This window comes from Streptomyces sp. NBC_01017, from assembly GCF_045162795.1.
GTDB lineage: Bacteria > Actinomycetota > Actinomycetes > Streptomycetales > Streptomycetaceae > Streptomyces > Streptomyces machairae.
Window position 1 is genome coordinate 6,806,166 of record NZ_CP108683.1, and the last position, 22,635, is coordinate 6,828,800.

Sequence of the window (22,635 nt, forward strand, 5' to 3'; positions counted from 1 at the left end):
ACCCCCGGAGGACCGTACTCCGGGGGTGCACGCCTGTCTTGTGGGGGCCGTGGACTACAGCCCCGCGATGGGGTTCTTCAGGTTGCCGACCAGCTGGAGGGCGCCCGCCGGGTCCGCGAGGTCGACCATCTGCTTGTTGTTGCGCAGCTGGAGGCGGTTGAGGCAGGACAGGGCGAACTCGGGGGCGAACATGTCGTACTGCTTGAACTTGTCGGCGAGTTCGGGCACCGAGTGCTGGTAGTCCCGGGTGACCTCGGCGACCGTGCGCCAGAAGTCGTCCTCCGCCAGGATTCCCTCGGCGGCGAGGTTCGCGGCGAGGAAGCGGAAGAAGCAGTCGAAGACGTCCGTGAAGATGGACAGGAGCTTCTTGTCCTCGGGGACGTCCACGCGCAGCCGCTCGACCGTCGGCGGCAGCACCGCGTCCGGGTCCATGACCGCGATCTCCTCGGCGATGTCCTTGTAGATCGCGCGCTCGACGACTCCGTCCCTCAGGGCCAGGATGACGTTCTCGCCGTGCGGCATGTAGACGAGGTCGTAGGCGTAGAAGCTGTGCAGCAGCGGGGTGTAGTACGCCTTCAGGTAGCGGCGCAGCCACTCCACCGGCGTCAGCCCCGACTGCTCGATCAGCGCGCCCGCGAAGGACGCGCCCTCGTCGTCGACGTGGACGAGGGAGGCCATGGTGGCCAGCGACTCGCCCTCCTGGAGGGAGGCGACGGGGCTCTCGCGCCAGAGCGCGGCCAGCATCTTGCGGTACGGCGAGTAGCGGTCCGTGGCCGCCTCGTACTCCAGGTGCCGGTAGCCGACGGCGGCGCGCTCGCGGATGATCGACAGGCCGGTGTCCCGCAGTACCGGGTCGTTGTCGATGAGCTGGGCGAGCCAGTCGTTGATGGCCGGGGTGGCCTCCATGTACGCCGCCGAGAGGCCGCGCATGAAGCCCATGTTGATGACGGACAGGGCCGTCTTCACGTAGTGCTTCTCGGGGCTGGACCGGTTGAAGAAGGTCCGGATGGACTGCTGGGCCAGGTACTCGTCGTCGCCCTCGCCGACGCAGACGAGGTGCCCCCGGGCGACCTCGGCGGCGAAGGTGACGGTGAGCTTGTTCCACCACTGCCAGGGGTGGACGGGGATGAGGAGGTAGTCGGCGGGGTCGAGGTCCTGGTCGCGCAGGACGCCGTTGAAGCGCTCGACGGTCTCCTCGCCCAGCTCCTGCCGTACGAAGGACTCGTAGTCGATGCCGACGCCGGCCGTGAACGCGGCACGCGAGCGGTGGGCCGCGAGCCACACCAGGCGGACCGGGCTCGCGGTCTCGGGGGCGTACGACAGGTACTCGTGGATGCCGAAGCCGAGCCGCCCGTTGTTCGCGACGAAGCAGGGGTGGCCCTCGGTCATGCCGGTCTCGATGGCCTGGAAGCCGGCCTTCACGAGCTCGGCGACCGGGACCTGCGGCTTGGTGAGCTTGTAGCAGGTGCCGGAGAGGGTGGAGGAGATCTCCTCCAGGTAGACCGGCAGGACCTCTTCGCTCAGGCCCAGGGACTTCTGCAGCTCGATGAAGAAGTCCAGGGCGGCGAGCGGGAGTTCGGCGCCGTCCCGGTGGCGGGTGATCGAGTCGGCGTCGACCTGCCAGTGGTCGAGGGCCCGGATCACCGCCTTGAAGGTGTACCGCGTCAGACCGTCGTCGCTGCGGACGGCGTACTCGCCGGCGCCGGTGGCCTCCGGCGTGATGAGCCGCTCGTGCGCGAACTCGGCGAGGGCTTTGCGGATCAGGAGGCGGTTGGCCCGCGCCCAGCGGTGGGGGGACAGATGCGCTACGGCGTCGGACAGGGTCATACAGCTACTCCTCGGGCGGACAAGAACTGATCGCGCGTGCAGAAGCTCAGCAGCGCGCGCTTCTCCGGCTTGTCGATCTCACGGTCGGGCACGAAGCCGACGGCCTCGTTCAGCGCGTGTACGGCCTTGTTGCCCACGTCGGGCTCCACGACGACCCGGCGGGTGCGCGGGTCGGCGAACAGCTCGTCCATCACGGCGGTGATGACGGCGCGGGTGAAGCCGCTGATGGGCCGGTCGGTGGGGGCGACCAGGAAGTGCATGCCGACATCGCCGGGCTCGGGCTCGTACAGGCCGACCAGCTCGACGTACCGGGGGTCGTACCTCTCCATCAGGAACGCCGGTTCGCCGTCGTGCAGGCCCAGGTACGCGTGGTGGTGCTCGTGGGCCGCGATGCGCATGTACTCGCGCTCGACGTCCTGGAGTTTGGCGTCCTGCATCATCCAGAAGGCCGCCTTGGGGTCGGTGACCCAGCCGTGCAGCAGCTCGGCGTCCTTCAGGGGATCGAGGGCGCGGACGGTGAAAGTGCCGATGCTCATACGGAGAACTCCTGGAACGCGATGGTCTTCTCGACCGGGTAGTACTCGGTGCCGAGCAGCTCGCGGATGATGTACGCGTTCCGGTACGGCCCCATGCCCAGGTCCGGGCTGGTGATGCTGTGCGTGTGGACGCCGGCGTTCTGGAGGAAGACGCCGCGGCCGGTGACGTCGACGGCGTAGTTGCGGGCGACGTCGAAGTTGCCCTGGGAGTCGTAGACCAGCCGGTCCTTGACGGGCGCGAGGAACTCCGGCTCGGCGTACTTGTAACCGGTGGCCAGCACCAGGCCCTGCGAGTCGAGGTCGAAGTCCTTCTGCTGCTCCTCCTGGCGGAAGGACAGGGTGTACGTACCGTTCTCGTACGTCGCCCCGTTCAGCGAGGAGTTGGTGAGCAGTCGGGTCGGGACCGGGCCGCCGAGGTTCTTCTGGTAGAGCAGGTCGAAGATCTCGTTGATCAGGTCGCCGTCGATGCCCTTGAACAGGCCCTTCTGCTCGGCCGTGAGGCGGTAGCGGGTCGCCTCCGGCAGCTCGCGGAAGTAGTCGACGTACTCCGGCGACGTCATCTCCAGCGTGAGCTTGGTGTACTCCAGGGGGAAGAAGCGTGGGGAGCGGGTGACCCAGTTCAGCCGGTAGCCGTGGACGTCGATCTCGCTGAGCAGGTCGTAGTAGATCTCCGCCGCGGACTGCCCGGAGCCGACCAGCGTGATCGACTCCTTCTTCTGCAGCTCCGCCTTGTTCTGCAGATAGCGGGAGTTGTGGATGAAGTCGCCGCCCAGGCCCTGGCAGGCCTCGGGTATGAAGGGCGGGGTGCCGGTGCCGAGGACCAGGTGACGGGCGCGGTAGGTGTCACCGGCGGTCGTCGTCACGACGTACAGCTCGTCCTCGTACGTCACCTCGGCGACCGTCGTGCCGAAGCGGATGCTGCTCAGCTTGTTCGCGGCCCAGCGGCAGTAGTCGTCGTACTCGACCCGCAGCGGGTAGAAGTTCTCCCGGATGTAGAACGAGTACAGGCGGCCCTTCTCCTTCAGGTAGTTCAGGAAGGAGTACGGCGAGGTCGGGTCGGCCAGGGTGACCAGGTCCGACATGAACGGGGTCTGGAGGTGGGCACCGTCCAGGAACATGCCCGCGTGCCACTCGAAGTCCGGCTTCGACTCCAGGAAGACGCCGTCGAGCTCGTCGATCGGCTCGGTCAGGCAGGCGAGGCCGAGGTTGAACGGGCCGAGCCCGATCCCCACGAAGTCATGGGTTTTGGTCGGGTTTTCAGGACGCGCGGTCAAGGGACTCTCCCAGGTACTGCTCGGCGTGGCCGGCGATCAGGTCGAGGACGGCGGCGATGTCTTCGGTCGTCGTCTCGGGGTTGAGCAGGGTGAACTTCAGGTAGTGGCGGCCGCCCACCTTGGTGCCCGCGACCACCGCGTCGCCGGAGGCGAACAGGGCCTTGCGGGCGTACAGGTTGGCGCGGTCGATCTCGGCGGGGTCGGTGACGGCCGCCGGGATGTAGCGGTAGACCAGGGTGGACAGGGACGGCTCGACCACGACGTCGAAGCGCGGGTCGGCGGCCAGCAGCTTCCAGCCCTCCACCGCCAGGTCGCAGACCTCGTCGAAGAGCTGCCCGATGCCGTCGGCGCCCATCGTGCGCAGGGTCATCCACAGCTTGAGGGCGTCGAAGCGGCGGGTCGTCTGGAGGGACTTGTCGACCTGGTTGGGGATGCGCTCGGTGACCATGCGGCGCGGGTTGAGGTACTCCGCGTGGTAGGTCGCGTGGCGCAGCGTCGAGGCGTCGCGGACCAGCACGGCCGACGAACTCACCGGCTGGAAGAAGGACTTGTGGTAGTCGACGGTGACGGAGTCGGCGCGCTCGATGCCGTTGATGCGGCCCCGGTACTTCACGGAGGCGAGCAGCCCGCAGCCGTATGCGGCGTCGACGTGCATCCAGGTGCCGAACTGCTCGCACAGCTCGGCGATCTCGGGCAGCGGGTCGATGGAGCCGAAGTCGGTGGTGCCGGCGGTGGCGACGACGGCCATGGGGACCAGGCCGTCCTTCTTGCAGCGCTCCAGCTCATGGGCGAGCGCGACGGTCTGCATGCGCTTGTCGTGGTCGACGGGGATGGAGACGACGGCGTCCTGGCCGAGCCCGAGGAGCTTCGCGGACTTCTTCACGCTGAAGTGGCTGACCTCGGAGGCGAAGATACGCAGTTTCGCCAGGCTGTCGGACTTGGCCTCCTCGCGGGCCAGCAGCAGCGCCTGGAGGTTGGACTGTGAGCCCCCCGAGGTGAAGACACCGTCGGCGTTCTCGCCGAGACCTATTCGGTCCGTGGTCCAGTCGATGAGCTTGCGCTCGATGAGCGTGCCGCCGGCCGACTGGTCCCAGGTGTCCAGGGAGGAGTTGACGGCGGAGAGGATCGCCTCGCCGAGCACGGCCGGGATGACGACCGGGCAGTTGAGGTGGGCGAGGTAGCGGGGGTGGTGGAAGTAGATCGCGTCCCGGAGGTAGACGTCCTCCAGCTCGTCGAGGACCGCGGCGGTGTCGTGCAGCGGCTGGTCGAGGTCGATCGCGTCGATGGCCGGGGCGAGGGCGTCGACGGTGACACCGGTGAACGGACGGTCGGTGGCGGCGAGTTTGGCTGCCACCCGCTCTATACCTTCGGTCACGGAGCTGCGGTACCGCTCCGCGGTCGTGTCATTGAGCAGGTGCGAGCGCATGGGGAGGTCCTCCGGTGGGGACGGGCCGTGTGGTGCGGGGTGCGGGGGCGTGCGTCAACTTAGGTTAGCCTAACCTAAGTGACGCGAATTCAGGGCAGCCTCGGCCGTGACTGTGATCACGTGGCTCCCAGCGGTAACTACTCGGCGGCGCGCAGCTGTTCTTCGGTCATCCCCCGGCGCCAGTAGCCGACGAACGTCACCCGGCGCCGGTCGATCCCGCGCTCACCGACGAAGTGCCGGCGCAACGCCTTCACACGGCCGGACTCACCGGCGATCCAGACGTACGGACGCTCGGCGGGCGGCAGTTCGGCGGTGCGGACGGCATCGAGGCCGTCCTCCTCGACCAGCCAGGTGATCTCGGCATCGGCCTCGGTCACCAGGTCCTGGACGTCCCCGGCGTCGTGCACCTCCAGCCACACCCGGGCGCGGGTCCCGGCGGGCAGGGTTTCGAGGATGGCGGAGACGGCGGGCACGGCGGTGTCGTCGCCCCAGATCACCACGAGGTCGGTGTCCTGCGGCGGCCGGAACCGGATCGCCCGGTTGTCGGCGACGGCCGGACCGAGCAGCAGGACCCGGTCACCGGCGGCGGCGCGGGAGGCCCAGTGCGAGGCGGGCCCGGCGGGTTCGTGCAGGACGAAGTCGATGTCGATCTCGTCGGGGTTCCGGCGCAGGGCGCGGAGCGTGTACGACCGCATCACGGCGCGGACGTCGTCAGGGAGTTCACGCCATCCCTGCCACCAGCCGTCACCGAGTTCGAGGGGGACCTGGGGCTCGGTCTGGCCGGGGTGCGGCAGGAAGACCGACAGGCTCTGGTCACACCCGTCGGAGTGGAAGGCGTGCAGATCGGTCCCGGCGAAGGTCACCCGGACCAGGGACGGCCCGAGCCGCCGCGTCCGTACGACCTGAAGGGAAAAGAAGCGGAACGGGGCGGCTACGGCGGTCGTCATATGTGCTCCTGAGGTGACGCGCCCCAAAGGGGCGCGGGGAACTGCGCGACCAGCCACGGCGGACTCGCAGTTCACCACGGTGCGGTGGGTCTACGGCGATGAACCGGCTCTCCCAGCGGAGCGCCTACGCGACCTTCTTGGCCTTCTCGATCGCCTCGGCCAGGCTCGTCAGCAGCGGCGTGCACTTGTCGTAGGACAGGATCGGCTCGGGGGAGCGGCCGATGACCTGCCCCGCCTTCACCGCGGGCAGCTTCTTCCAGGTGGCCTCGGTGATGTCGGCCGGCTGGATCGTCGAGGAGCGGTCGTCCATCATGATGATGTCGGCCGGGTACTTGTCGACGTTCTCCCAGCTGAGGCTCTCGAACCAGCCGCCGCCCTCCTTCTTGGCGCTCTCCGGCGGCTCGACGAAGTTCACGCCGAGGGCCTTGAAGTACTCAAGGTCGATGGAGAGGTTCGTGCCGGAGACGTAGAAGATGTCCTGGCTCGCGGAACCGGCCATCACCTTGATCTCGGGGCGGGCCTTGGCGGCCTTGCGCAGACGCTCGGCCGCGGCCTCGAATTCCTTCTTGGACTGGGCGACCTTGCCGGCCTTCATGTCCGCGCCGAGGGACTCCGCCAGCTCCCACATCTTCTGCAGCGGCTGGGTGATCTGGCGGTCGTAGACGGAGACCGCGGCGCTCGGGGCGAGCTTGGCGATCTTGTCCTTGGAGGCCTCCGGGACGTACCAGAGGGTGCCCGCGCTGTCGAAGGTCGTGGAGATGAGGACCTCGGGGGCGAACGCCGCGTACTTCTCGACGTTGAACTGGTCCCAGACGTTGCCGAAGACGGTCAGCTTGCTGATGTCCATGTCGCCGGCCTGGACGTCGGCCTTGCCGTCCTGCGTCTTGGTCGGGCCGAAGACGCCCTTGACCTCGATGCCGTAGTCGTGGAGGGCGGCGGCGACACCGACGAAGGCCACGATCTTCGTGGGGACCTTGTCGAGCTTCACGGTGGTGCCGCGGTCGTCCTTGAACGTCCAGGGACCGGACTTGGCAGCGGTCGTGGCGTCGTCCGAGCCACCGTTTTTCGCGTCGTCGTCCCCGCAGGCTGCGAGCACGGCGCCGAGGCCGAGGGCGCCGCCCGCGGCGAGGATGCCGCGACGGGTGAGGTGGGTGGCTCTTGCGTTGGACATGGGTACGCTGCTTTCGAACAGGGCTGATCACCGGCCGGACAATTCGAAGGTAGGTTAGCCTAACCTGAGCTGATCTCCCAGGGGTGGGTCCCTTGTGATCGAAGCTGTGCGTGACCTGAGAGATGTGTACCTGAACCAACAAGGTTCAACGCCCTTGCATTGAGGGCTTGTTGGCGCTCTTCGCGCGTATCGCGGGCGTATCGAAAATCGCATACGCCGCGGCAACGGACCCTCCGTCTCCAATGGGGGCATGAACCCCAACGCATCCCAGTCGGCACCGCCCCGCCACACCCGCAGGATCGTGCTCCTCGGTCCGGCGGTCCTCGGCATCGCGAGCGCCCTGTTCGTCGTGCGGGGGCCGCTCATGATGTCGGCTCCGAGGTGCATGGCGGGGCGGTGGCACGGCTGCTTCGACACCTTCAACGGGGTGGTGCTCATGACGTTGGTCGCGCTGCCCTTGGCCGTGCTGGTCGCGTGGGCGCTTGCACGGCGTCGGCGTGGCGCCGGGGTCCCGTCGGCGTGGCGGACGTCGCTGGCCGAGGTGGGCATGGTCCACGGGACGGTGCCGTTCCTGTGGCTGACCATGATGCCGGGCGCCCTGCCCGGCATCGCCCCCGCCCGGGTGAGCCTGGTGCCGCTGCGGGACCTGGTCACGATGGGGCCGCTCGGGATCGTCGGCAACCTGCTGGTCTTCGCGTCCTTGGGGTTCTTCGCCCCGATGCGGTTCGCGGCGCTGGCGTCCGTGCCGCGGATCCTGGCGCTCGGGACGGGCTGCTCGGTCCTGGTCGAAACCGCACAGTACGTGCTGCGCCTCGACCGGGTGTCGTCCGTGGACGACGTGTTGGTCAACGCCGCCGGCGCCGTGCTGGCCGCGCTGGCATCGCGCCGCTGGTGGCGCACCACGGCGGACGCGCCGTCGGACCGGCCTCGCCCCGCGCCGGTTCCGACGGGCTGAGGCGCGTGTCCGGTGTGCACAGGTCTTTGCACATGTCCTTGCATACGTCCGCGATACGTTCCGCTGCTTAGGCTCCAGCCATGCGCGTACTGATCGTGGAGGACGAGCCCTACCTGGCCGAAGCCGTCCGTGACGGTCTACGGCTGGAGGCGATCGCCGCCGACATCGCAGGCGACGGCGACACCGCCCTGGAGCTGCTCGGCGTCAACTCCTACGACCTCGCGGTCCTCGACCGTGACATCCCCGGCCCCTCCGGCGACGAGGTCGCCCGGCGCATCGTCGCCTCCGGCAGCGGCATTCCGATCCTCATGCTCACCGCTGCCGACCGGATCGACGACAAGGCCTCCGGGTTCGAGATCGGCGCCGACGACTACCTCACCAAACCGTTCGAGCTGCGGGAGCTCGTGCTGCGGCTGCGGGCGCTCGACCGCAGGCGGGCGTACGTCCGGCCCCCGGTCCGCGAGATCGCGGGCCTACGGGTCGACCCCTTCCGCCGGGAGGTCTTCCGCGACGGACGCTACGTCGCGCTGACCCGCAAACAGTTCGCCGTCCTCGAAGTGCTCGTCGCCGCCGAGGGCGGGGTCGTCAGCGCCGAAGAGCTGCTCGAACGGGCCTGGGACGAGAACGCCGACCCCCTCACCAACGCCGTGCGCATCACCGTCTCCGCACTGCGCAAACGGCTCGGCGAACCATGGATCATCGCCACGGTGCCCGGCGTCGGCTACCGGATCGACACCGGCACGGACACCACCCACCCCGGCGGCACGCATGAATAGACGACCAGGGTGCAGCGTCCGGCTGAAGCTCACCCTCAGCTATGCCGGATTCCTCTTCGTCGCCGGCACTCTCCTGCTGGCCGTCATGTGGGTGTTCGTGCTGCGCTGGCTGCCGGCCAACGACCCGAGGGCCCTCCAGAAGACGTTCGGCCCCGTGATCATCGTCGGGCCCAACCGCTCCGAGCTCCTGCGCGGCTTCGCTCCCGCCGCGGCCGCAGCCCTGGCCCTCCTCCTCGTGTTCGGCCTCCTGGGCGGATGGATCCTCGCCGGACGGATGCTCGCACCGCTCACGCAGATCACGGACGCGGCGCGGAGGGCCGGGAACGGGTCGCTGTCCCACCGGATCCGCATGAAGGGCCGCCAGGACGAGTTCCGTGAACTCTCCGACACGTTCGACTCGATGCTCCGTCAACTCGAGTCCCATGTCGCCGAACAGCAGAGATTCGCCGCGAACGCCTCCCATGAACTGCGCACCCCGCTGGCCATCTCGCGGACGCTCCTCGACGTCGCCCGCAAGGACCCGACGCGGGACCGGGGCGAACTCATCGAACGCCTACAGGCTGCCAATACGCGCGCGATCGACCTCACCGAGGCCCTTCTGCTGCTCAGCCGCAGCGACCGCGGGCACGTCAGCCGCGAGAGCGTCGACCTCTCCCTCGTCGCCGAAGAGGCCGCCGAAACCCTGCTTCCCCTCGCCGAACAGCGCGGGATCACGCTCGACGTCACCGGCGGGGCGACCCGGACCGGCGGCTCCGCGGAGCTCCTGCTGAGGATGGCGACGAACCTCGTCCAGAACGCCATCGTCCACAACCTCCCCGCCGGCGGCACCGTGACGGTCCACACCGGGACCCACGGCGACACGAGCGTGCTGCGGGTCGAGAACACGGGCCGTACGCTCCCGCCGGAGCTGCTGCCGACCCTCACCGAGCCCTTCCAGCGCGGCACGGAACGCGTACGCGCCGACGAGCACGCCGGGGTCGGCCTCGGGCTGGCCATCGTGCACAGCATCGTCCGCGCCCACGAGGGGACCCTCGACCTCGTCCCCCGCCCCGCCGGCGGACTCCTCGTCACGGTCCGGCTTCCCGGCACGCCGTCGGCACCGTCCCCGGGCGGGGCCCGCCGAATCGTCGAAGAGAGCTGAGGCTCCCGGGACAGCGGGCCCGCCCGGCCGTGGGACTCAGCCCACCAGCCCCAACTCCCGCGCGATCAGCATCCGCTGCACCTCGCTCGTGCCCTCGCCGATCTCCAGGATCTTGGAGTCCCGCCACATCCGGGCCACCGGGTACTCGTTCATGAAGCCGTAGCCGCCGTGGACCTGTGTCGCGTCGCGGGCGTTGTCGACCGCGATCGTGGAGGAGTAGAGCTTGGCCAGCGCCGCCTCCTTCTTGAAGGGTTCCCCGGACACCAGGCGGGAGGCCGCGTCGCGCCAGGCAAGGCGGGCCGTATGGGCCTTCATCTCCATGTCGGCGATCTTGAACTGGATGGCCTGGTTGGCGCCGATGGGGCGGCCGAAGGCGTGACGTTCCTTCGCGTACTTCACCGACTCGTCCACACAGCCCTGCGCCAGGCCCGTCGCCAGTGCCGCGATGGCGATGCGGCCCTCGTCCAGGATGCGCAGGAACTGGGCGTACCCGCGGCCCTCCTCGCCCAGGAGGTTGGCCGCCGGGACGCGGACGTCCGCGAAGGACAGCTCACGGGTGTCGGAGGCGTTCCAGCCGACCTTGGAGTACGGCGCCGCGACCGTGAAGCCCGGGGTGCCGGACGGGACGATGATGGACGAGATGAGCGGCTTGCCGTCCGGCTTGCGGCCCGTCACCGCCGTGACCGTGACCAGGCCGGTGACGTCCGTACCGGAGTTGGTGATGAAGCACTTGGTGCCGTTGATCACCCACTCGTCCGTCGACTCGTCCAGGCGGGCCGTGGTGCGCGTCGCGCCCGCGTCCGAGCCGCCGTCGGGCTCGGTCAGGCCGAAGGCGCCGAGCATCTCGCCGGAGCACAGGCGGGGGAGCCACTCCCGCTTCTGGGCGTCGGTGCCGAAGAGGTGGATCGGCATCGCGCCGAGAGAGACGCCCGCTTCGAGGGTGATGGCCACCGAGGAGTCCACGCGGGCCAGCTCCTCCAGCGCGATGCCAAGCGCCAGATAGTCGCCGCCCATACCGCCGTACTCCTCGGGGAACGGCAGGCCGAACAGGCCCATGCGGCCCATCTCCCGCACTATCTCGTACGGGAACTCATGGCGCTCGTAGAAGTCGCCGATCTTGGGCGCCACGACATCGTGGGCGAACGCCTCCACCGTGCGGCGGAGTTCCTCCAGTTCGGGGGAGAGACGGTGGTCCATGGCTGTTCACTGCTCCTTGTGGGACAGGGCTCGTACGGTGCGGGACGGGCTGGGTCGGCCCAGTTGCTCGGCCATCCACGCGCTCGTGGCGACTAGGCGGTCGAGGTCGACTCCGGTGTCGATGCCGAGACCCTGCAGCATCCACACGAGGTCTTCGGTGGCGAGGTTGCCGGTGGCGGACTTGGCGTAGGGGCAGCCGCCGAGGCCGCCTGCGGAGGCGTCGACGGTGGTGACGCCGTGTTCGAGCGCGGCGTACGTGTTGGCCAGTGCCTGGCCGTAGGTGTCGTGGAAGTGGACGCCGATGACGTTCGTGGGCACGCCCTCCTCGCCCAGCACGGAGAGGAGTTCCAGCACATGGCCGGGCGTGGCGACGCCGATCGTGTCGCCCAGGCTGAGCTCGTCGCAGCCCATGTCGCGCAGCGCCCTGCACACGCGGACCACCTGGTGGATCGGGACCGCGCCCTCCCAGGGGTCGCCGAAGCACATGGAGACATAGCCGCGGACATGGATGTCCTCGTCCTTGGCTCGGGCCACGACCGGCTCGAAGACCGCCAGTGACTCGTCGAGCGTCCGGTTGAGGTTGGCCTTGGCGAAGGACTCCGTGGCGCTGGCGAAGACGGCGACCCGGCGGGCGCCGAGGGCCAGGGCGCGGTCCAGGCCGCGGTTGTTCGGGACCAGGACGGGGAGCGCCACCGGGAGGTCGCTGACGAGCGGGAACAGCTCTTCCGCGTCGGCCAGTTGGGGCACCCACTTGGGGTGGACGAAGCTGGTGGCCTCGATCGTCGTCAGCCCCGCCTCCGCCAGGCGGCGCACGAACTCCGCCTTGATCTCGGTCGGCACGGTCGACTTCTCGTTCTGCAGGCCGTCGCGGGCCCCGACCTCGTGGATGCGGACGCGGGCGGGCAGACCCGGCGCCGGCACGACCATGGGCAGTGTCATCGCTCCTCCTGTGCGGGGTCGCTCACCGGGGTGATGACCGCCAGGACCTGGTCCATGGCGACGGTGGTACCGGGTGTGACGTCCAGTTCGGCGACCGTGCCGGCGTGCGGGGCGGAGATGACGTGCTCCATCTTCATCGCCTCGACGACCAGCAGGCTCTGCCCGGCGGCCACTTCGTCCCCGACGGCGACCTTCACCACCGTCACCGTCCCCGGCATCGGCGCGGTGAGGGAGTCGGCGCCGGAGTGCGCGGCCCCGGTGAGGGACGCGGCGACCGGGTCGTGGTCGCGCACGTGCCAGGCGTCGCCGTCCCGGCCCAGCCAGGTGCCGTCCGGCAGAGCGGCGAGGTCGAAGGTGTGCCGGACGCCGTCCAGGGTCACCGACACGCGGCCGTCCGTGACGGTGGCGGAGCCGCGCGGGGCGTACTCCACCGGGTCCTGCACCCGCAGCGGGAAGCCGACGGGCTTCGGGGTGCCGCCGAGGCGCCAGCCGCTCGGCACCGAGAACGGGTCCGTCCAGCCGTCGCCCCGCGGCCGCAGCGCCTCCATCCGGACGGCTGCCGCCGCCTCGTAGACCTCGTCGGGTACGTCCGTGGCGACCAGGTCGTCCACCACGCGCTCGACCAGCCCGGTGTCCAACTCGCCCGCGACGACCGCCGGATGCGCGAGCAGCCGCCGCAGGAACCCGGCGTTCGTCTGCACGCCCAGCGTCACCGTCTCCGCGAGAGCCGCCCTGAGCTTGCGCAGCGCCGTGGCGCGGTCGGGGCCGTACGCGATCACCTTGGACAGCATCGGGTCGTACAGGCTGCCGACCTCGGTGCCCTCGCTGAGCCCGGAGTCGGTGCGGATGCCGTCGCCCTGGGGCTCGCGCAGCTTGAGAACCGTGCCGCCCGAGGGGAGGAACCCGCGCGCGGGGTCCTCGGCGCAGATCCGGGCCTCGACCGCGTGCCCGGTGAGGCGTACGTCCTCCTGCGCGAAGGCCAGCGGCTCGCCGGCCGCCACCCGCAGCTGCCACTCCACCAGGTCGAGTCCGGTGATGAGCTCGGTGACCGGGTGCTCGACCTGGAGGCGGGTGTTCATCTCCATGAAGTAGTACGAGGACGGGTCGCCGCCCGGCACGATGAACTCCACCGTGCCCGCGCCCCGGTAACCGCAGGAGCGGGCCGCCTGTACGGCAGCCTCGCCCATTCCCGCTCGCGTGGCCTCGTCGAGGAGCACACTCGGCGCCTCCTCGATGATCTTCTGGTGCCGCCGCTGCAGGGAGCACTCGCGCTCCCCGAGGTGGACGACGTTCCCGTGGCCGTCGGCCAGGACCTGGATCTCGATGTGCCGGGGCCGGTCGATCCACCGCTCGACGAGGAGCGTGTCGTCACCGAAGGAGGCGCGGGCCTCACGGCGGGCGGCGGCGATCTCGTCACCCAGCACCGCCGCGTCCCGCACCAGCCGCATGCCCTTGCCGCCACCGCCGGCCGACGGCTTGAGCAGCACGGGCATGCCGATCTCGCGGGCGGAGTCGGCGAGTTGGGCGTCCGTGAGCCCGCTGCCGCTGGAGCCCGGGACGACCGGGACGCCGGCCGCCTTCACCGTCTCCTTGGCCCGGATCTTGTCGCCCATCAGCGAGATGGCGTCGGCGGGCGGTCCGATGAAGACCAGCCCGGCGTCGGCGCAGGCGCGCGCGAAGCCGGCGTTCTCCGCGAGGAAGCCGTATCCCGGGTGGACGGCCTGGGCGCCGGTGCGGGCCGCCGCCTCCAGCAGCCGCTCCACGGACAGATAGCTCTCGGCCGCCGGCGCCGGACCGATGCGTACCGCCGTGTCGGCCTCACGGACATGGCGGGCGTCGGCGTCCGCGTCGGAGAAGACGGCCACCGAGCGCACGCCCAGCGAGCGGAGCGTACGGATCACGCGGACGGCGATCTCGCCCCGGTTGGCCACGAGGACCGTGTCGAACATGGTCTGCGTCATCTGCACAGTCCCCCTCACATCCGGAAGACGCCGAACTGGGGGTCACCCAGGGGCGCGTTGGCACAGGCGGTCAGGGCGAGGCCCAGTACCTGACGGGTCTCCAGCGGGTCGATCACGCCGTCGTCCCAGAGGCGGGCCGTCGCGTAGTAGGCGTTGCCCTGGCGCTCGTACTGCTCCCGGATCGGTGCCTTGAACGCGTCCTCGGCCGCGGCCGGCCAGTCCTCGCCCCGCGCCTCCAACTGGTCCCGCTTGACGGTCGCGAGGACGGAGGAGGCCTGCTCGCCGCCCATGACGGAGATCTTGGCGCCCGGCCACATCCACAGGAAGCGGGGCGAGTACGCCCGCCCGCACATGGAGTAGTTCCCGGCGCCGTACGACCCGCCGACCACGACCGTCAGCTTCGGCACACGGGTGCAGGCCACCGCCGTGACCATCTTGGCGCCGTGCTTGGCGATGCCGCCGGCCTCGTAGTCCTTGCCGACCATGAAGCCGGAGATGTTCTGGAGGAAGACCAGCGGGATGCCGCGCTGGTCGCACAGCTCGATGAAGTGGGCGCCCTTCTGGGCGGACTCGGAGAACAGGATGCCGTTGTTGGCGACGATGCCGACCGGGTGGCCGTGGATCCGGGCGAAGCCGGTGACGAGGGTCTGGCCGAACTCGGACTTGAACTCCGAGAAGCGGGAGCCGTCGACCACGCGCGCGATGATCTCGCGCACGTCGTAGGGGGTGCGGGAGTCGACCGGGACCGCGCCGTAGAGGCCGAAGGGGTCGACCTTCGGTTCCGTGGCGGGGGTGACCTCCCAGGGGAGGGTGCCGCGCGCGGGGAGCGTCGCGACGATGTTCCGCACGATCCGCAGCGCGTGCGGGTCGTCCTCGGCGAGGTGGTCGGTCACGCCGGACACCCGGGAGTGGACCTCACCGCCGCCCAGCTCCTCCGCCGTGACGACCTCACCGGTGGCGGCCTTCACCAGCGGGGGGCCGCCGAGGAAGATCGTGCCCTGGTTGCGGACGATGACGGCCTCGTCGCTCATGGCCGGGACGTAGGCCCCGCCGGCCGTGCACGAGCCCAGCACGGCGGCGATCTGCGGGATCCCGGCGCCCGACATGCGGGCCTGGTTGTAGAAGATCCGCCCGAAGTGCTCCCGGTCCGGGAAGACCTCGTCCTGCATGGGCAGGAAGGCGCCGCCGGAGTCGACGAGGTAGAGACACGGCAGGCGGTTCTCCAGGGCCACCTCCTGCGCGCGCAGGTGCTTCTTCACGGTCATCGGGTAGTACGTCCCGCCCTTGACCGTGGCGTCGTTGGCGACGATCACGCACTCGCGCCCGCTGACCCGGCCGATCCCGGCGATGACGCCGGCGGCCGGGGCCTGCCCGTCGTACATGCCGTCGGCCGCGAGCGGAGCGAGCTCCAGGAAGGGCGAGCCGGGGTCGAGGAGCGTGTCCACGCGGTCGCGCGGCAGCAGCTTTCCGCGCGCGGTGTGCCGGGCGCGTGCCTTCTCGCCGCCTCCCAGCCGGGCGGCGGCGAGCTTGCCGCGCAGCTCCTCCACGAGCGCCCGGTGGGCCTCCTCGTTGGCTTGCCAGGCCTGGGACGCGGGATCTGCCGCGCTCGCAAGCTCCGGTGCCTCGTGCATCGTGCGGTCCCCTCACCCAGTGGTCGACCAGTTAATGAGCGTTAACGCATTTCCTTCAGGTTAACGACCGCTAACCTCCCTGTCTAGAATTGCTTCCATGGCCACCAGAACCGACGCCCCGACCCGCCGCGAACAGATCCTCAAGGAGGCCGCGCGGCTCTTCGCCGAGCGTGGATTCCACGGCGTCGGTGTCGACGAGATAGGCGCCGCCGTGGGCATCAGCGGCCCCGGTCTCTACCGGCACTTCGCCGGCAAGGACGCGATGCTCGCCGAACTGCTGGTCGGCATCAGCGGCCAGCTGCTGACCGGCGCGAAGCGGCGCCTCGCGGAGGCCGACGGCGTGCCGCCGGAGGCGGTGCTCGACTCGCTCATCGAGGGCCACATCGACTTCGCCCTCGACGACCGTCCCCTCATCACCCTGCACGACCGCGAGCTGGACCGCCTGCGCGACAGCGACCGCAAGCTCGTACGGCAGCTCCAGCGGCAGTACGTCGAGCTGTGGGTGGAGGTGGTGCGCAAGGTGTACCCGGAGCTCACGGAGCCGACGGCCCGCTCGGCCGTGCACTCGGTGTTCGGGCTGCTGAACTCGACGCCGCACCTGGGGCGGCCGGGGTCGTTGCCGGGGCGGGGAGTCACGGCGGTGCTGCTGCACCGGATGGCGCGGGGGGCGTTCGGGGCGGCCGGGGCGGAGTGAGCCGAACGGCGTCCGGTGCTATCCCTCGGCCGGGGCGCTCAGGTGACGCAGTACGGCCAGGACGCGGCGGCTGTATCCGGTGGTACCGGTGAGGCCGAACTTGTCGAAGATCGCGTTGGTGTGTTTCTCGACCGCGCTCTGTGAGACGTAGAGCTGCTGTGCGATGGCCGCGTTGGTGCAGCCCTGCGCCATCAGGGCCAGGACGTCGCGCTCCCGGGGCGTGAGCCCGTGCAGCGGGTCGGTGCGGGCGCTGCGGGCGAGGAGCCGGCGGACCACCTCGGGGTCGAAGGCGGTGCCGCCGGCGCCGACGCGCTCCAGGGCGGCGAGGAACTCCTCCACCTGCACGACCCGGTCCTTGAGCAGGTACCCGACGCCCTCGCTGCTGCCGCCGAGCAGCTCGGTGGCGTAGCGGCGCTCGACGTACTGCGACAGCACGAGCACGGCCGTACCGGGATGCAGCTCACGGATCCGCAGCGCGGCGCGCAGCCCCTCGTCGGTGTGCGTGGGCGGCATCCGGACATCCACGACGACGATGTCGGGCGGTTCGGCCGCCACGGCCACCAGCAGCGCCTCCGCGTCCCCCACGGCCGCCGCCACGACATGCCCCTCCTCGGCCAGCAGCCGCACGAGTCCTTCTCTCAGCAGTGCCGAGTCCTCGGCGATCATGACGCGCATGGGAGCTCCGCGGTGATGAGGGTGGGGCCGCCGGGTGGGCTGTGGATGGTCAGGTGGCCGTCGAGGGCGGCGATGCGGCGGGAGAGGCCGAGGAGGCCGCCGGTGGTGGGACGGTGGGGGGCGCCGCCGGTGCCGTTGTCCTCGATGTGGATGACGATGCCGTCGTGTCGTCCGGTCACGCGGATCGCGGCCCGGGTCGCGCCCGAGTGTTTCAGGGTGTTGGTGACGGCCTCGGCGGCGACGAAGTACGCGACCGTCTGTACGGGGACCGGGGGCGGGGTGCCGCCGAGGTCGTACGTCACCTCGACGGGCAGGACCGAGCGCTCCGCGAGCCCCTCCAGGGCCGCGGCCAGCCCGCGCTCGTCCAGGGCGGCGGGGTAGAGCCGCCAGGCCGTCTCGCGCAGCTCCGTCAGCGCGTGGGCGGACTCCTCGTGGGCCTGGCGCAGCAGCGCGTCCGCCTTGGCGGGGTCCGTGGCGCGGCGGGCCCGGCCCAGCAGCATGCCCAGGGCGACCAGGCGCTGCTGCACGCCGTCGTGCAGGTCGCGCTCGATGCGCCGCCGTTCGTCGTGCACGGCCTGCATCACCCCGGCCCGGGTCTCGGCCAGTTCACCGACCCGGCGCCGCAGCAGTTCCGTCTCGCTGGGGCCCAGATGCCGCCGGGCCAGCTGCTCGTCGAGCTGCGCCAGCCCGCGCCCGCCCTGTGCGCACAGGAACAGGAGGAAGACGCCGCCCAGCCCGGACAGCGCGACGGTGCCGAGATGGTCGGGATCCATCACGAACCAGGCCCACACCAGCAGGGACGCGTAGGCGAGCCCGATCAGCGAGGTCAGCAGCACCAGCAGCCCGAACAGACCGAGCGGCCAGCGTGCCGCCACATACCCGTACGCGGCCTGCCCGGTGCGCGGCGGGTCCAGCTCGGCGGCGTGGAGGACCGCGAGGCGGCGCCGCTCCAGGGCGGCGAGGCGCAGCGCGCTCGCGGGGACGGAGGAAGGGCGCCGGGCCGTCGGCCTGCGCAGCCGGCCGACCAGGACGAGGACGAGCTCGGCCACCGCCGTCAGCCCGCCCAGCAGCAGTCCGGCGGCGAGGCGGAGCCAGCGCTCGGTGAATCCGATCACGACGGGTCAGGCTAGCCAAGGCGGCCGGGGCGGCGCCCTGCGGAAAACCGCACTCTTCTTGTGCGGGTTCCCACAGCCCGATCTGAGGCCCTCCTCATACCGTCCTTAGGTCAAGACTTCGTAAAGTAGCCCGCATGATCATTGCTGCTGCGTCCGAGGCGCCCGTCGGCGGAGTCGCCGGCTGGGCCGCCGACCTGATGGAGAAGCTGGGCGGCCCCGGCGCCGGACTGGCCATCGCCCTGGAGAACCTGTTCCCGCCGCTGCCGAGCGAGGTGATCCTGCCGCTGGCCGGGTTCACGGCGAGCCAGGGCCGGATGGACGTCGTCGGCGCCGTCGCCTGGACGACGGCCGGTTCGGTGCTGGGCGCGCTGGCCCTGTACCTGCTGGGCGCGCTCCTCGGCCGGGACCGGCTGATCTCGGTGGCGGCGCGGCTGCCGCTGGTGAAGGTCGCGGACGTGGAGCGGACCGAGGCCTGGTTCCTCCGGCACGGCACCAAGGCCGTGTTCTTCGGCCGCTTCGTGCCGATCTTCCGCAGCCTGATCTCGATACCGGCGGGCGTCGAACGCATGCGGCTCCCCGTGTTCCTCGCCCTCACCACGGCCGGCAGCCTCATCTGGAACACCGCCTTCATCGCCGCCGGCTACGCCCTCGGCGCCCGCTGGCACGAGGTCACCGACCTGGTCGGCCTCTACTCCAAGGCGATCCTGGTGATCGTGGCCGTGGCGGCCCTGGCATTCGTGGCCGTACGGCTGCTGCGGGCCGGGCGCGGACAGCGGCGGCGTCCGGTCGGGTCCGCCTCCGAGAAGCGCCCCTAGGGCGGTCCTGGAGTGACGAGCGTTACGGACCTTGCCCCCTGGACGCCTGTGGATACCCGCCGGTACGGTTGAGTGAGCAAGCGCTTAGACATGTACCGGTGGAGGTGGGCGGCGTGCGCCGTACGGTGTTCAACGAGGATCACGAGGCGTTCCGGGAGACCATCCGCGCCTTCATCGAGGCCGAGGTCGTCCCGGTCTACGACGAGTGGTTCGCAGCGGGCCAGGCGCCCCGCGACTTCTACTACAAGCTCGCCGAGCTCGGCGTCTTCGGCATCCGCGTCGACGAGGAGTACGGCGGCGCCGGCATCGACTCGTACAAGTTCGAGGCCGTGATGTACGAGGAGACGTCCCGCGCGGGCGTCCAGTTCGGCGGCTCCGGCGTGCACGTGCTGCTCGGCCTGCCGTACATCAAGATGCTCGCCGGCGACGAGCAGAAGAAGCGGTTCCTGCCGAAGTTCGTCTCCGGTGAGGAGATGTGGGCGCTGGCGATGACCGAGCCGGGCACCGGCTCCGACCTCGCGGGCATGAAGACCACCGCCAAGCTGAGCGAGGACGGCACGCACTACGTCCTCAACGGCGCCAAGACCTTCATCACCGGCGGCGTCCACGCCGACCGTGTGATCGTCTGCGCCCGCACCGACGCGCCCAGCGCCGAGGACCGCCGCCACGGCATCTCCCTGTTCGCCGTCGACACCAAGTCCGAGGGCTACTCCGTCGGCCGCAAGCTCGACAAGCTCGGCCTGAAGACCTCCGACACCGCCGAGCTGGCGTTCGTCGACGTGAAGGTCCCGGTCGAGGACCTGCTCGGCGAGGAGAACAAGGGCTTCTACTACCTCGGCCACAACCTGGCCTCCGAGCGCTGGGGCATCGCCTTCGGCGCCTACGCGCAGGCCAAGGCCGCCGTCCGGTTCGCCAAGGAGTACGTGCAGGACCGCACCGTCTTCGGCAAGTCCGTCGCGTCCTTCCAGAACACCAAGTTCGAGCTGGCCGCCTGCCAGGCCGAGGTCGACGCCGCCGAGGCGGTCGCCGACCGCGCGCTGGAGGCCCTGGACGCCGGCGAGCTGACCCCCGCCGAGGCCGCCTCCGCGAAGCTCTTCTGCACCGAGGTCGCGCACCGCGTGATCGACCGCTGCCTCCAGCTGCACGGCGGCTACGGCTTCATGAACGAGTACCCGATCGCCCGCCTGTACGCGGACAACCGTGTCAACCGGATCTACGGCGGCACCAGCGAGATCATGAAGTCGATCATCGCGAAGGACATGGGCCTGTAAGGTCCGCGCAATTACCTGCCAGTAGAAAAGGTGCCATGAACCAGGCACTACAGGGACTCCTCGATCTGCTCGACCTGGAGCAGATCGAGGAGGACATATTCCGCGGCCAGTCCCGGTCCGCCGTCGTACCGCGCGTGTTCGGCGGACAGGTCGCGGCCCAGGCGCTCGTCGCCGCCGGTCGTACGGTCCCCGAGGACCGGCACGCCCACTCGCTCCACGCGTACTTCCTGCGCGCCGGGGATCCGGGCGCGCCCATCGTCTACAACGTCGACCGCATGCGCGACGGCCGCTCCTTCACCACCCGCCGGGTGGTCGCGGTGCAGCACGGCAAGCCGATCTTCGCCCTGTCGGCCTCCTTCCAGCTGTACGAGGAGGGGATGGACCACCAGGCCCCCATGCCCCCCTCGCCCGACCCGGCGACGCTGCCCACCTCCGAGGAACGGCTGCGGGACTACGGCCACCTCGATCCGGCGGTGGTGGAGAAGTTCCTGGAGGCACGCGAGGCGGTCGACCTGCGCTATGTCGACGAGCCGCCGTACGGCAGGTTCGGCGAGCCCCGCGAACCGCACTCCCAGGTGTGGTTCCGCACCAACGGCAAGCTGGCCGACGACCCCCTGCTGCACGTCGTACTCGCCACGTACGTCTCCGACATGACCCTCCTCGACTCCGTCCTGCTCGCGCACGGGCGGGGCGGCTGGGCGGTCGGTGATGTCGTCGGCGCCTCGCTGGACCACGCGATGTGGTTCCACCGCCCGTTCCGCGCGGACGAGTGGCTGCTGTACGACCAGGAGTCACCGTCGGCGCACGGCGGGCGCGGCCTCGGGCAGGCCCGCATCTACACCCAGGACGGGCAGTTGGCGGTGTCGGTGATCCAGGAGGGCGTGGTCCGGATCCCGCGGTGACCCGCCCGTACCCTGCCCGCCGGCCCTGACGTCAGGCCAGATCGACGCGAGGGTCGACGGCCCAGTGGTTGCTGTGCAGGACCCGGTCGGCGAACGTCACCTCGCGTTCGCCGAGGAACCGGAAGCCGAGCGAGCGGCAGATGCCGTTCGAGGCTCCGTTGCCCGCGGCCGGGAAGGCGTGCACGACACCCCAGCGGTCCTCGTCCCGGGCCTGTTCGAGCAGGGCCCGGACGGCGCGCTTTCCCAGCCCCCCGCCCTGGAACTCCGGCAGGACCATCCAGCCGATCTCGGAGACGGCCCCGTCGTCGGTGTCGTACGACCAGATGGTCACGTTCCCCGCCACCACGTCGGGCGTGCCCGGCGCCGGCACGATCATCTTGATCCAGGCGAGGTCCGCCGCCGCCTCCCGGGCGTCCCGCAGGACCTTGTCCCGGATGCCCTCGCGCGGAAGGGGGCCGCCGAGGTCCCCCATCATGGCGGGATCGCAGCGCATACGGACGTAGGCGTCGACGTCGTCAGGCGTGACGTTGCGCAACAGCACTGTGCCCCCTGCCCGTTCTAGCCGAGCCCCGCCTCCGCCAGCAGGAACGCCGTCATCGGGTCGTAGTGACGCGGGCTCACCACATGGTCGTCCAGCGGTACCACCACCTGCACCGTCCCCTCCGCCTCCGCGAGGAACAGCGCCGGGTCGTTGCAGTCCGCGTAGCCCATGGAGTCCACCCCGTGCTGTCCGGCGTAGCCCGCCCAGCCGTGGTCGGCGACGACCAGGTCCGGCAGGGGACGTCCCTCGCGCTCAAGTCCCCTGAGGATGGCCTTCATCGGCTCCCCGGAGTGGGTGTGCCAGAGGGTGGCGCCGTGTTCCAGCACCGCGACGTCCGCGAACTGCATGACGTAACCCTCGTCGGTCTGCAGGCCGTCCGGGATCACGACGATCTCGCAGCCCGCCGTGCGCAGGGCGTCCGCCGTCGCGCGGTGCACGTCCAGCAGGCCGCCCGGGTGGCCCGTCGCGAACAGGACCCGCTGGCCGCCGTCCGCCGCCTTGCGCAGCCGGGCCGCCATCCGCTCCAGCGCGGCCACCGTCAGCTCGGGGTCGATGGTGTCCTGGCCGTGGCGGTGCTCCGCGTCGTCGTTCACGCCGACGCGCTCCGCCATCACCGCGAGCACGTCCTGCTCGTCCGTCCAGCGGTCGCCGAGCTCCAGGCCGAGCCAGTAGTGGCGGTCGCCGTTCGCCAGCTTGCGGTAGTGGGAGAGGTTGTTCTCGCGGGGCGTGGCGACGTCGCCCGCGATACGGGTTCTGACGAGGTGGTCGACAAGCGCGGCGCGGCTGGGTGTCCCGGGTATCGGCATGGTTCCCATTGTGAGGCAGACAACTGCCCGAACGG

Annotated in this window: 21 protein-coding genes; 7 read left to right on the plus strand and 14 right to left on the minus strand. The window is 70.4% G+C overall.

The window, feature by feature from the left end; genetic code table 11:
* Positions 1 to 54: 54 nt before the first annotated feature.
* The 6 genes from OG331_RS31230 to OG331_RS31255 all read right to left on the minus strand — a co-directional run bounded on the left by OG331_RS31230 (position 55) and on the right by OG331_RS31255 (position 7,181).
* The gene (locus OG331_RS31230) at positions 55 to 1,827 is read right to left on the minus strand and encodes an IucA/IucC family protein (protein WP_406202329.1); all 1,773 of its coding nucleotides are present in this window, start codon (positions 1,825 to 1,827) and stop codon (positions 55 to 57) included.
* Complete coding sequence (locus OG331_RS31235) at positions 1,824 to 2,363, minus strand: GNAT family N-acetyltransferase (protein WP_406202331.1); 540 nt, start codon at positions 2,361 to 2,363, stop codon at positions 1,824 to 1,826. The genes OG331_RS31230 and OG331_RS31235 overlap by 4 nt, the downstream gene beginning before the upstream one ends.
* Positions 2,360 to 3,637, minus strand: a complete 1,278-nt coding sequence (locus tag OG331_RS31240; RefSeq protein ID WP_406202333.1) for a lysine N(6)-hydroxylase/L-ornithine N(5)-oxygenase family protein — start codon at positions 3,635 to 3,637, stop codon at positions 2,360 to 2,362. Before OG331_RS31240 ends, OG331_RS31235 begins: the two co-directional genes overlap by 4 nt.
* Positions 3,621 to 5,063: a lysine decarboxylase DesA gene (gene desA, locus OG331_RS31245; RefSeq protein ID WP_406202335.1), complete on the minus strand. Its 1,443-nt coding sequence runs from the start codon at positions 5,061 to 5,063 to the stop codon at positions 3,621 to 3,623. The genes OG331_RS31240 and desA overlap by 17 nt, the downstream gene beginning before the upstream one ends.
* Before the next feature lie 137 nt (positions 5,064 to 5,200).
* On the minus strand, positions 5,201 to 6,010 hold the full coding sequence (locus OG331_RS31250; protein WP_406202337.1) for a siderophore-interacting protein: 810 nt from the start codon (positions 6,008 to 6,010) through the stop codon (positions 5,201 to 5,203).
* A 124-nt stretch (positions 6,011 to 6,134) separates the two neighbouring features.
* Complete coding sequence (locus OG331_RS31255; RefSeq protein ID WP_406202339.1) at positions 6,135 to 7,181, minus strand: ABC transporter substrate-binding protein; 1,047 nt, start codon at positions 7,179 to 7,181, stop codon at positions 6,135 to 6,137.
* A 250-nt stretch (positions 7,182 to 7,431) separates the two neighbouring features.
* Between OG331_RS31255 and OG331_RS31260 the strand changes: the two genes are divergently transcribed.
* The 3 genes from OG331_RS31260 (at position 7,432) to OG331_RS31270 (ending at position 10,053) form a co-directional block, all read left to right on the plus strand.
* On the plus strand, positions 7,432 to 8,136 hold the full coding sequence (locus OG331_RS31260) for a VanZ family protein (RefSeq protein ID WP_406202341.1): 705 nt from the start codon (positions 7,432 to 7,434) through the stop codon (positions 8,134 to 8,136).
* Positions 8,137 to 8,216: 80 nt separating this feature from the next.
* A complete protein-coding gene (locus tag OG331_RS31265; protein WP_406202343.1) occupies positions 8,217 to 8,912 on the plus strand; it encodes a response regulator transcription factor in 696 nt (231 codons plus the stop codon).
* A complete protein-coding gene (locus OG331_RS31270; protein ID WP_406202345.1) occupies positions 8,905 to 10,053 on the plus strand; it encodes a sensor histidine kinase in 1,149 nt (382 codons plus the stop codon). The genes OG331_RS31265 and OG331_RS31270 overlap by 8 nt, the downstream gene beginning before the upstream one ends.
* 36 nt (positions 10,054 to 10,089) lie before the next feature.
* Here OG331_RS31270 and OG331_RS31275 read toward each other — a convergent pair whose 3' ends face one another.
* From OG331_RS31275 to OG331_RS31290, 4 genes are read right to left on the minus strand one after another with little or no spacing between them, the layout of a single operon-like run.
* On the minus strand, positions 10,090 to 11,250 hold the full coding sequence (locus OG331_RS31275) for an acyl-CoA dehydrogenase family protein (RefSeq protein WP_406202347.1): 1,161 nt from the start codon (positions 11,248 to 11,250) through the stop codon (positions 10,090 to 10,092).
* Positions 11,251 to 11,256: 6 nt separating this feature from the next.
* Entirely contained in the window at positions 11,257 to 12,189 is a 933-nt protein-coding gene (locus OG331_RS31280; RefSeq protein ID WP_406202349.1) for a hydroxymethylglutaryl-CoA lyase, read from the minus strand.
* Positions 12,186 to 14,150, minus strand: a complete 1,965-nt coding sequence (locus OG331_RS31285; RefSeq protein ID WP_406202351.1) for an acetyl-CoA carboxylase biotin carboxylase subunit — start codon at positions 14,148 to 14,150, stop codon at positions 12,186 to 12,188. Before OG331_RS31285 ends, OG331_RS31280 begins: the two co-directional genes overlap by 4 nt.
* Before the next feature lie 14 nt (positions 14,151 to 14,164).
* Positions 14,165 to 15,781: a carboxyl transferase domain-containing protein gene (locus tag OG331_RS31290; protein WP_406202353.1), complete on the minus strand. Its 1,617-nt coding sequence runs from the start codon at positions 15,779 to 15,781 to the stop codon at positions 14,165 to 14,167.
* Positions 15,782 to 15,878: 97 nt separating this feature from the next.
* On the opposite strand from OG331_RS31290, the gene OG331_RS31295 reads away from it, so the two are divergent.
* Entirely contained in the window at positions 15,879 to 16,475 is a 597-nt protein-coding gene (locus OG331_RS31295; protein WP_406202355.1) for a TetR/AcrR family transcriptional regulator, read from the plus strand.
* Positions 16,476 to 16,493: 18 nt separating this feature from the next.
* Here the strand turns inward: OG331_RS31295 and OG331_RS31300 are convergent, their stop codons facing one another.
* Complete coding sequence (locus tag OG331_RS31300; protein WP_406202357.1) at positions 16,494 to 17,150, minus strand: response regulator; 657 nt, start codon at positions 17,148 to 17,150, stop codon at positions 16,494 to 16,496.
* Positions 17,138 to 18,265 carry a sensor histidine kinase gene (locus OG331_RS31305; RefSeq protein ID WP_406202359.1) on the minus strand — a complete coding sequence of 376 codons (1,128 nt, stop codon included), beginning with the start codon at positions 18,263 to 18,265 and terminating at the stop codon, positions 17,138 to 17,140. The genes OG331_RS31300 and OG331_RS31305 overlap by 13 nt, the downstream gene beginning before the upstream one ends.
* A gap of 134 nt (positions 18,266 to 18,399) precedes the next feature.
* On the opposite strand from OG331_RS31305, the gene OG331_RS31310 reads away from it, so the two are divergent.
* The 3 genes from OG331_RS31310 to OG331_RS31320 all read left to right on the plus strand — a co-directional run bounded on the left by OG331_RS31310 (position 18,400) and on the right by OG331_RS31320 (position 21,253).
* Positions 18,400 to 19,080: a DedA family protein gene (locus tag OG331_RS31310; RefSeq protein WP_406202361.1), complete on the plus strand. Its 681-nt coding sequence runs from the start codon at positions 18,400 to 18,402 to the stop codon at positions 19,078 to 19,080.
* A gap of 113 nt (positions 19,081 to 19,193) precedes the next feature.
* Complete coding sequence (locus tag OG331_RS31315; RefSeq protein ID WP_406202363.1) at positions 19,194 to 20,351, plus strand: acyl-CoA dehydrogenase family protein; 1,158 nt, start codon at positions 19,194 to 19,196, stop codon at positions 20,349 to 20,351.
* A gap of 35 nt (positions 20,352 to 20,386) precedes the next feature.
* Positions 20,387 to 21,253 carry an acyl-CoA thioesterase II gene (locus OG331_RS31320; RefSeq protein ID WP_363037701.1) on the plus strand — a complete coding sequence of 289 codons (867 nt, stop codon included), beginning with the start codon at positions 20,387 to 20,389 and terminating at the stop codon, positions 21,251 to 21,253.
* 31 nt (positions 21,254 to 21,284) lie between these two features.
* On the opposite strand, the gene OG331_RS31325 is transcribed toward OG331_RS31320, so the two are convergent.
* Both OG331_RS31325 and OG331_RS31330 read right to left on the minus strand, forming a co-directional pair.
* A complete protein-coding gene (locus tag OG331_RS31325) occupies positions 21,285 to 21,794 on the minus strand; it encodes a GNAT family N-acetyltransferase; N-acetyltransferase (RefSeq protein ID WP_406202365.1) in 510 nt (169 codons plus the stop codon).
* Between the two features lie 17 nt (positions 21,795 to 21,811).
* Positions 21,812 to 22,600, minus strand: a complete 789-nt coding sequence (locus OG331_RS31330; protein WP_406202367.1) for a phosphatase — start codon at positions 22,598 to 22,600, stop codon at positions 21,812 to 21,814.
* Between the last annotated feature and the right edge of the window lie 35 nt (positions 22,601 to 22,635).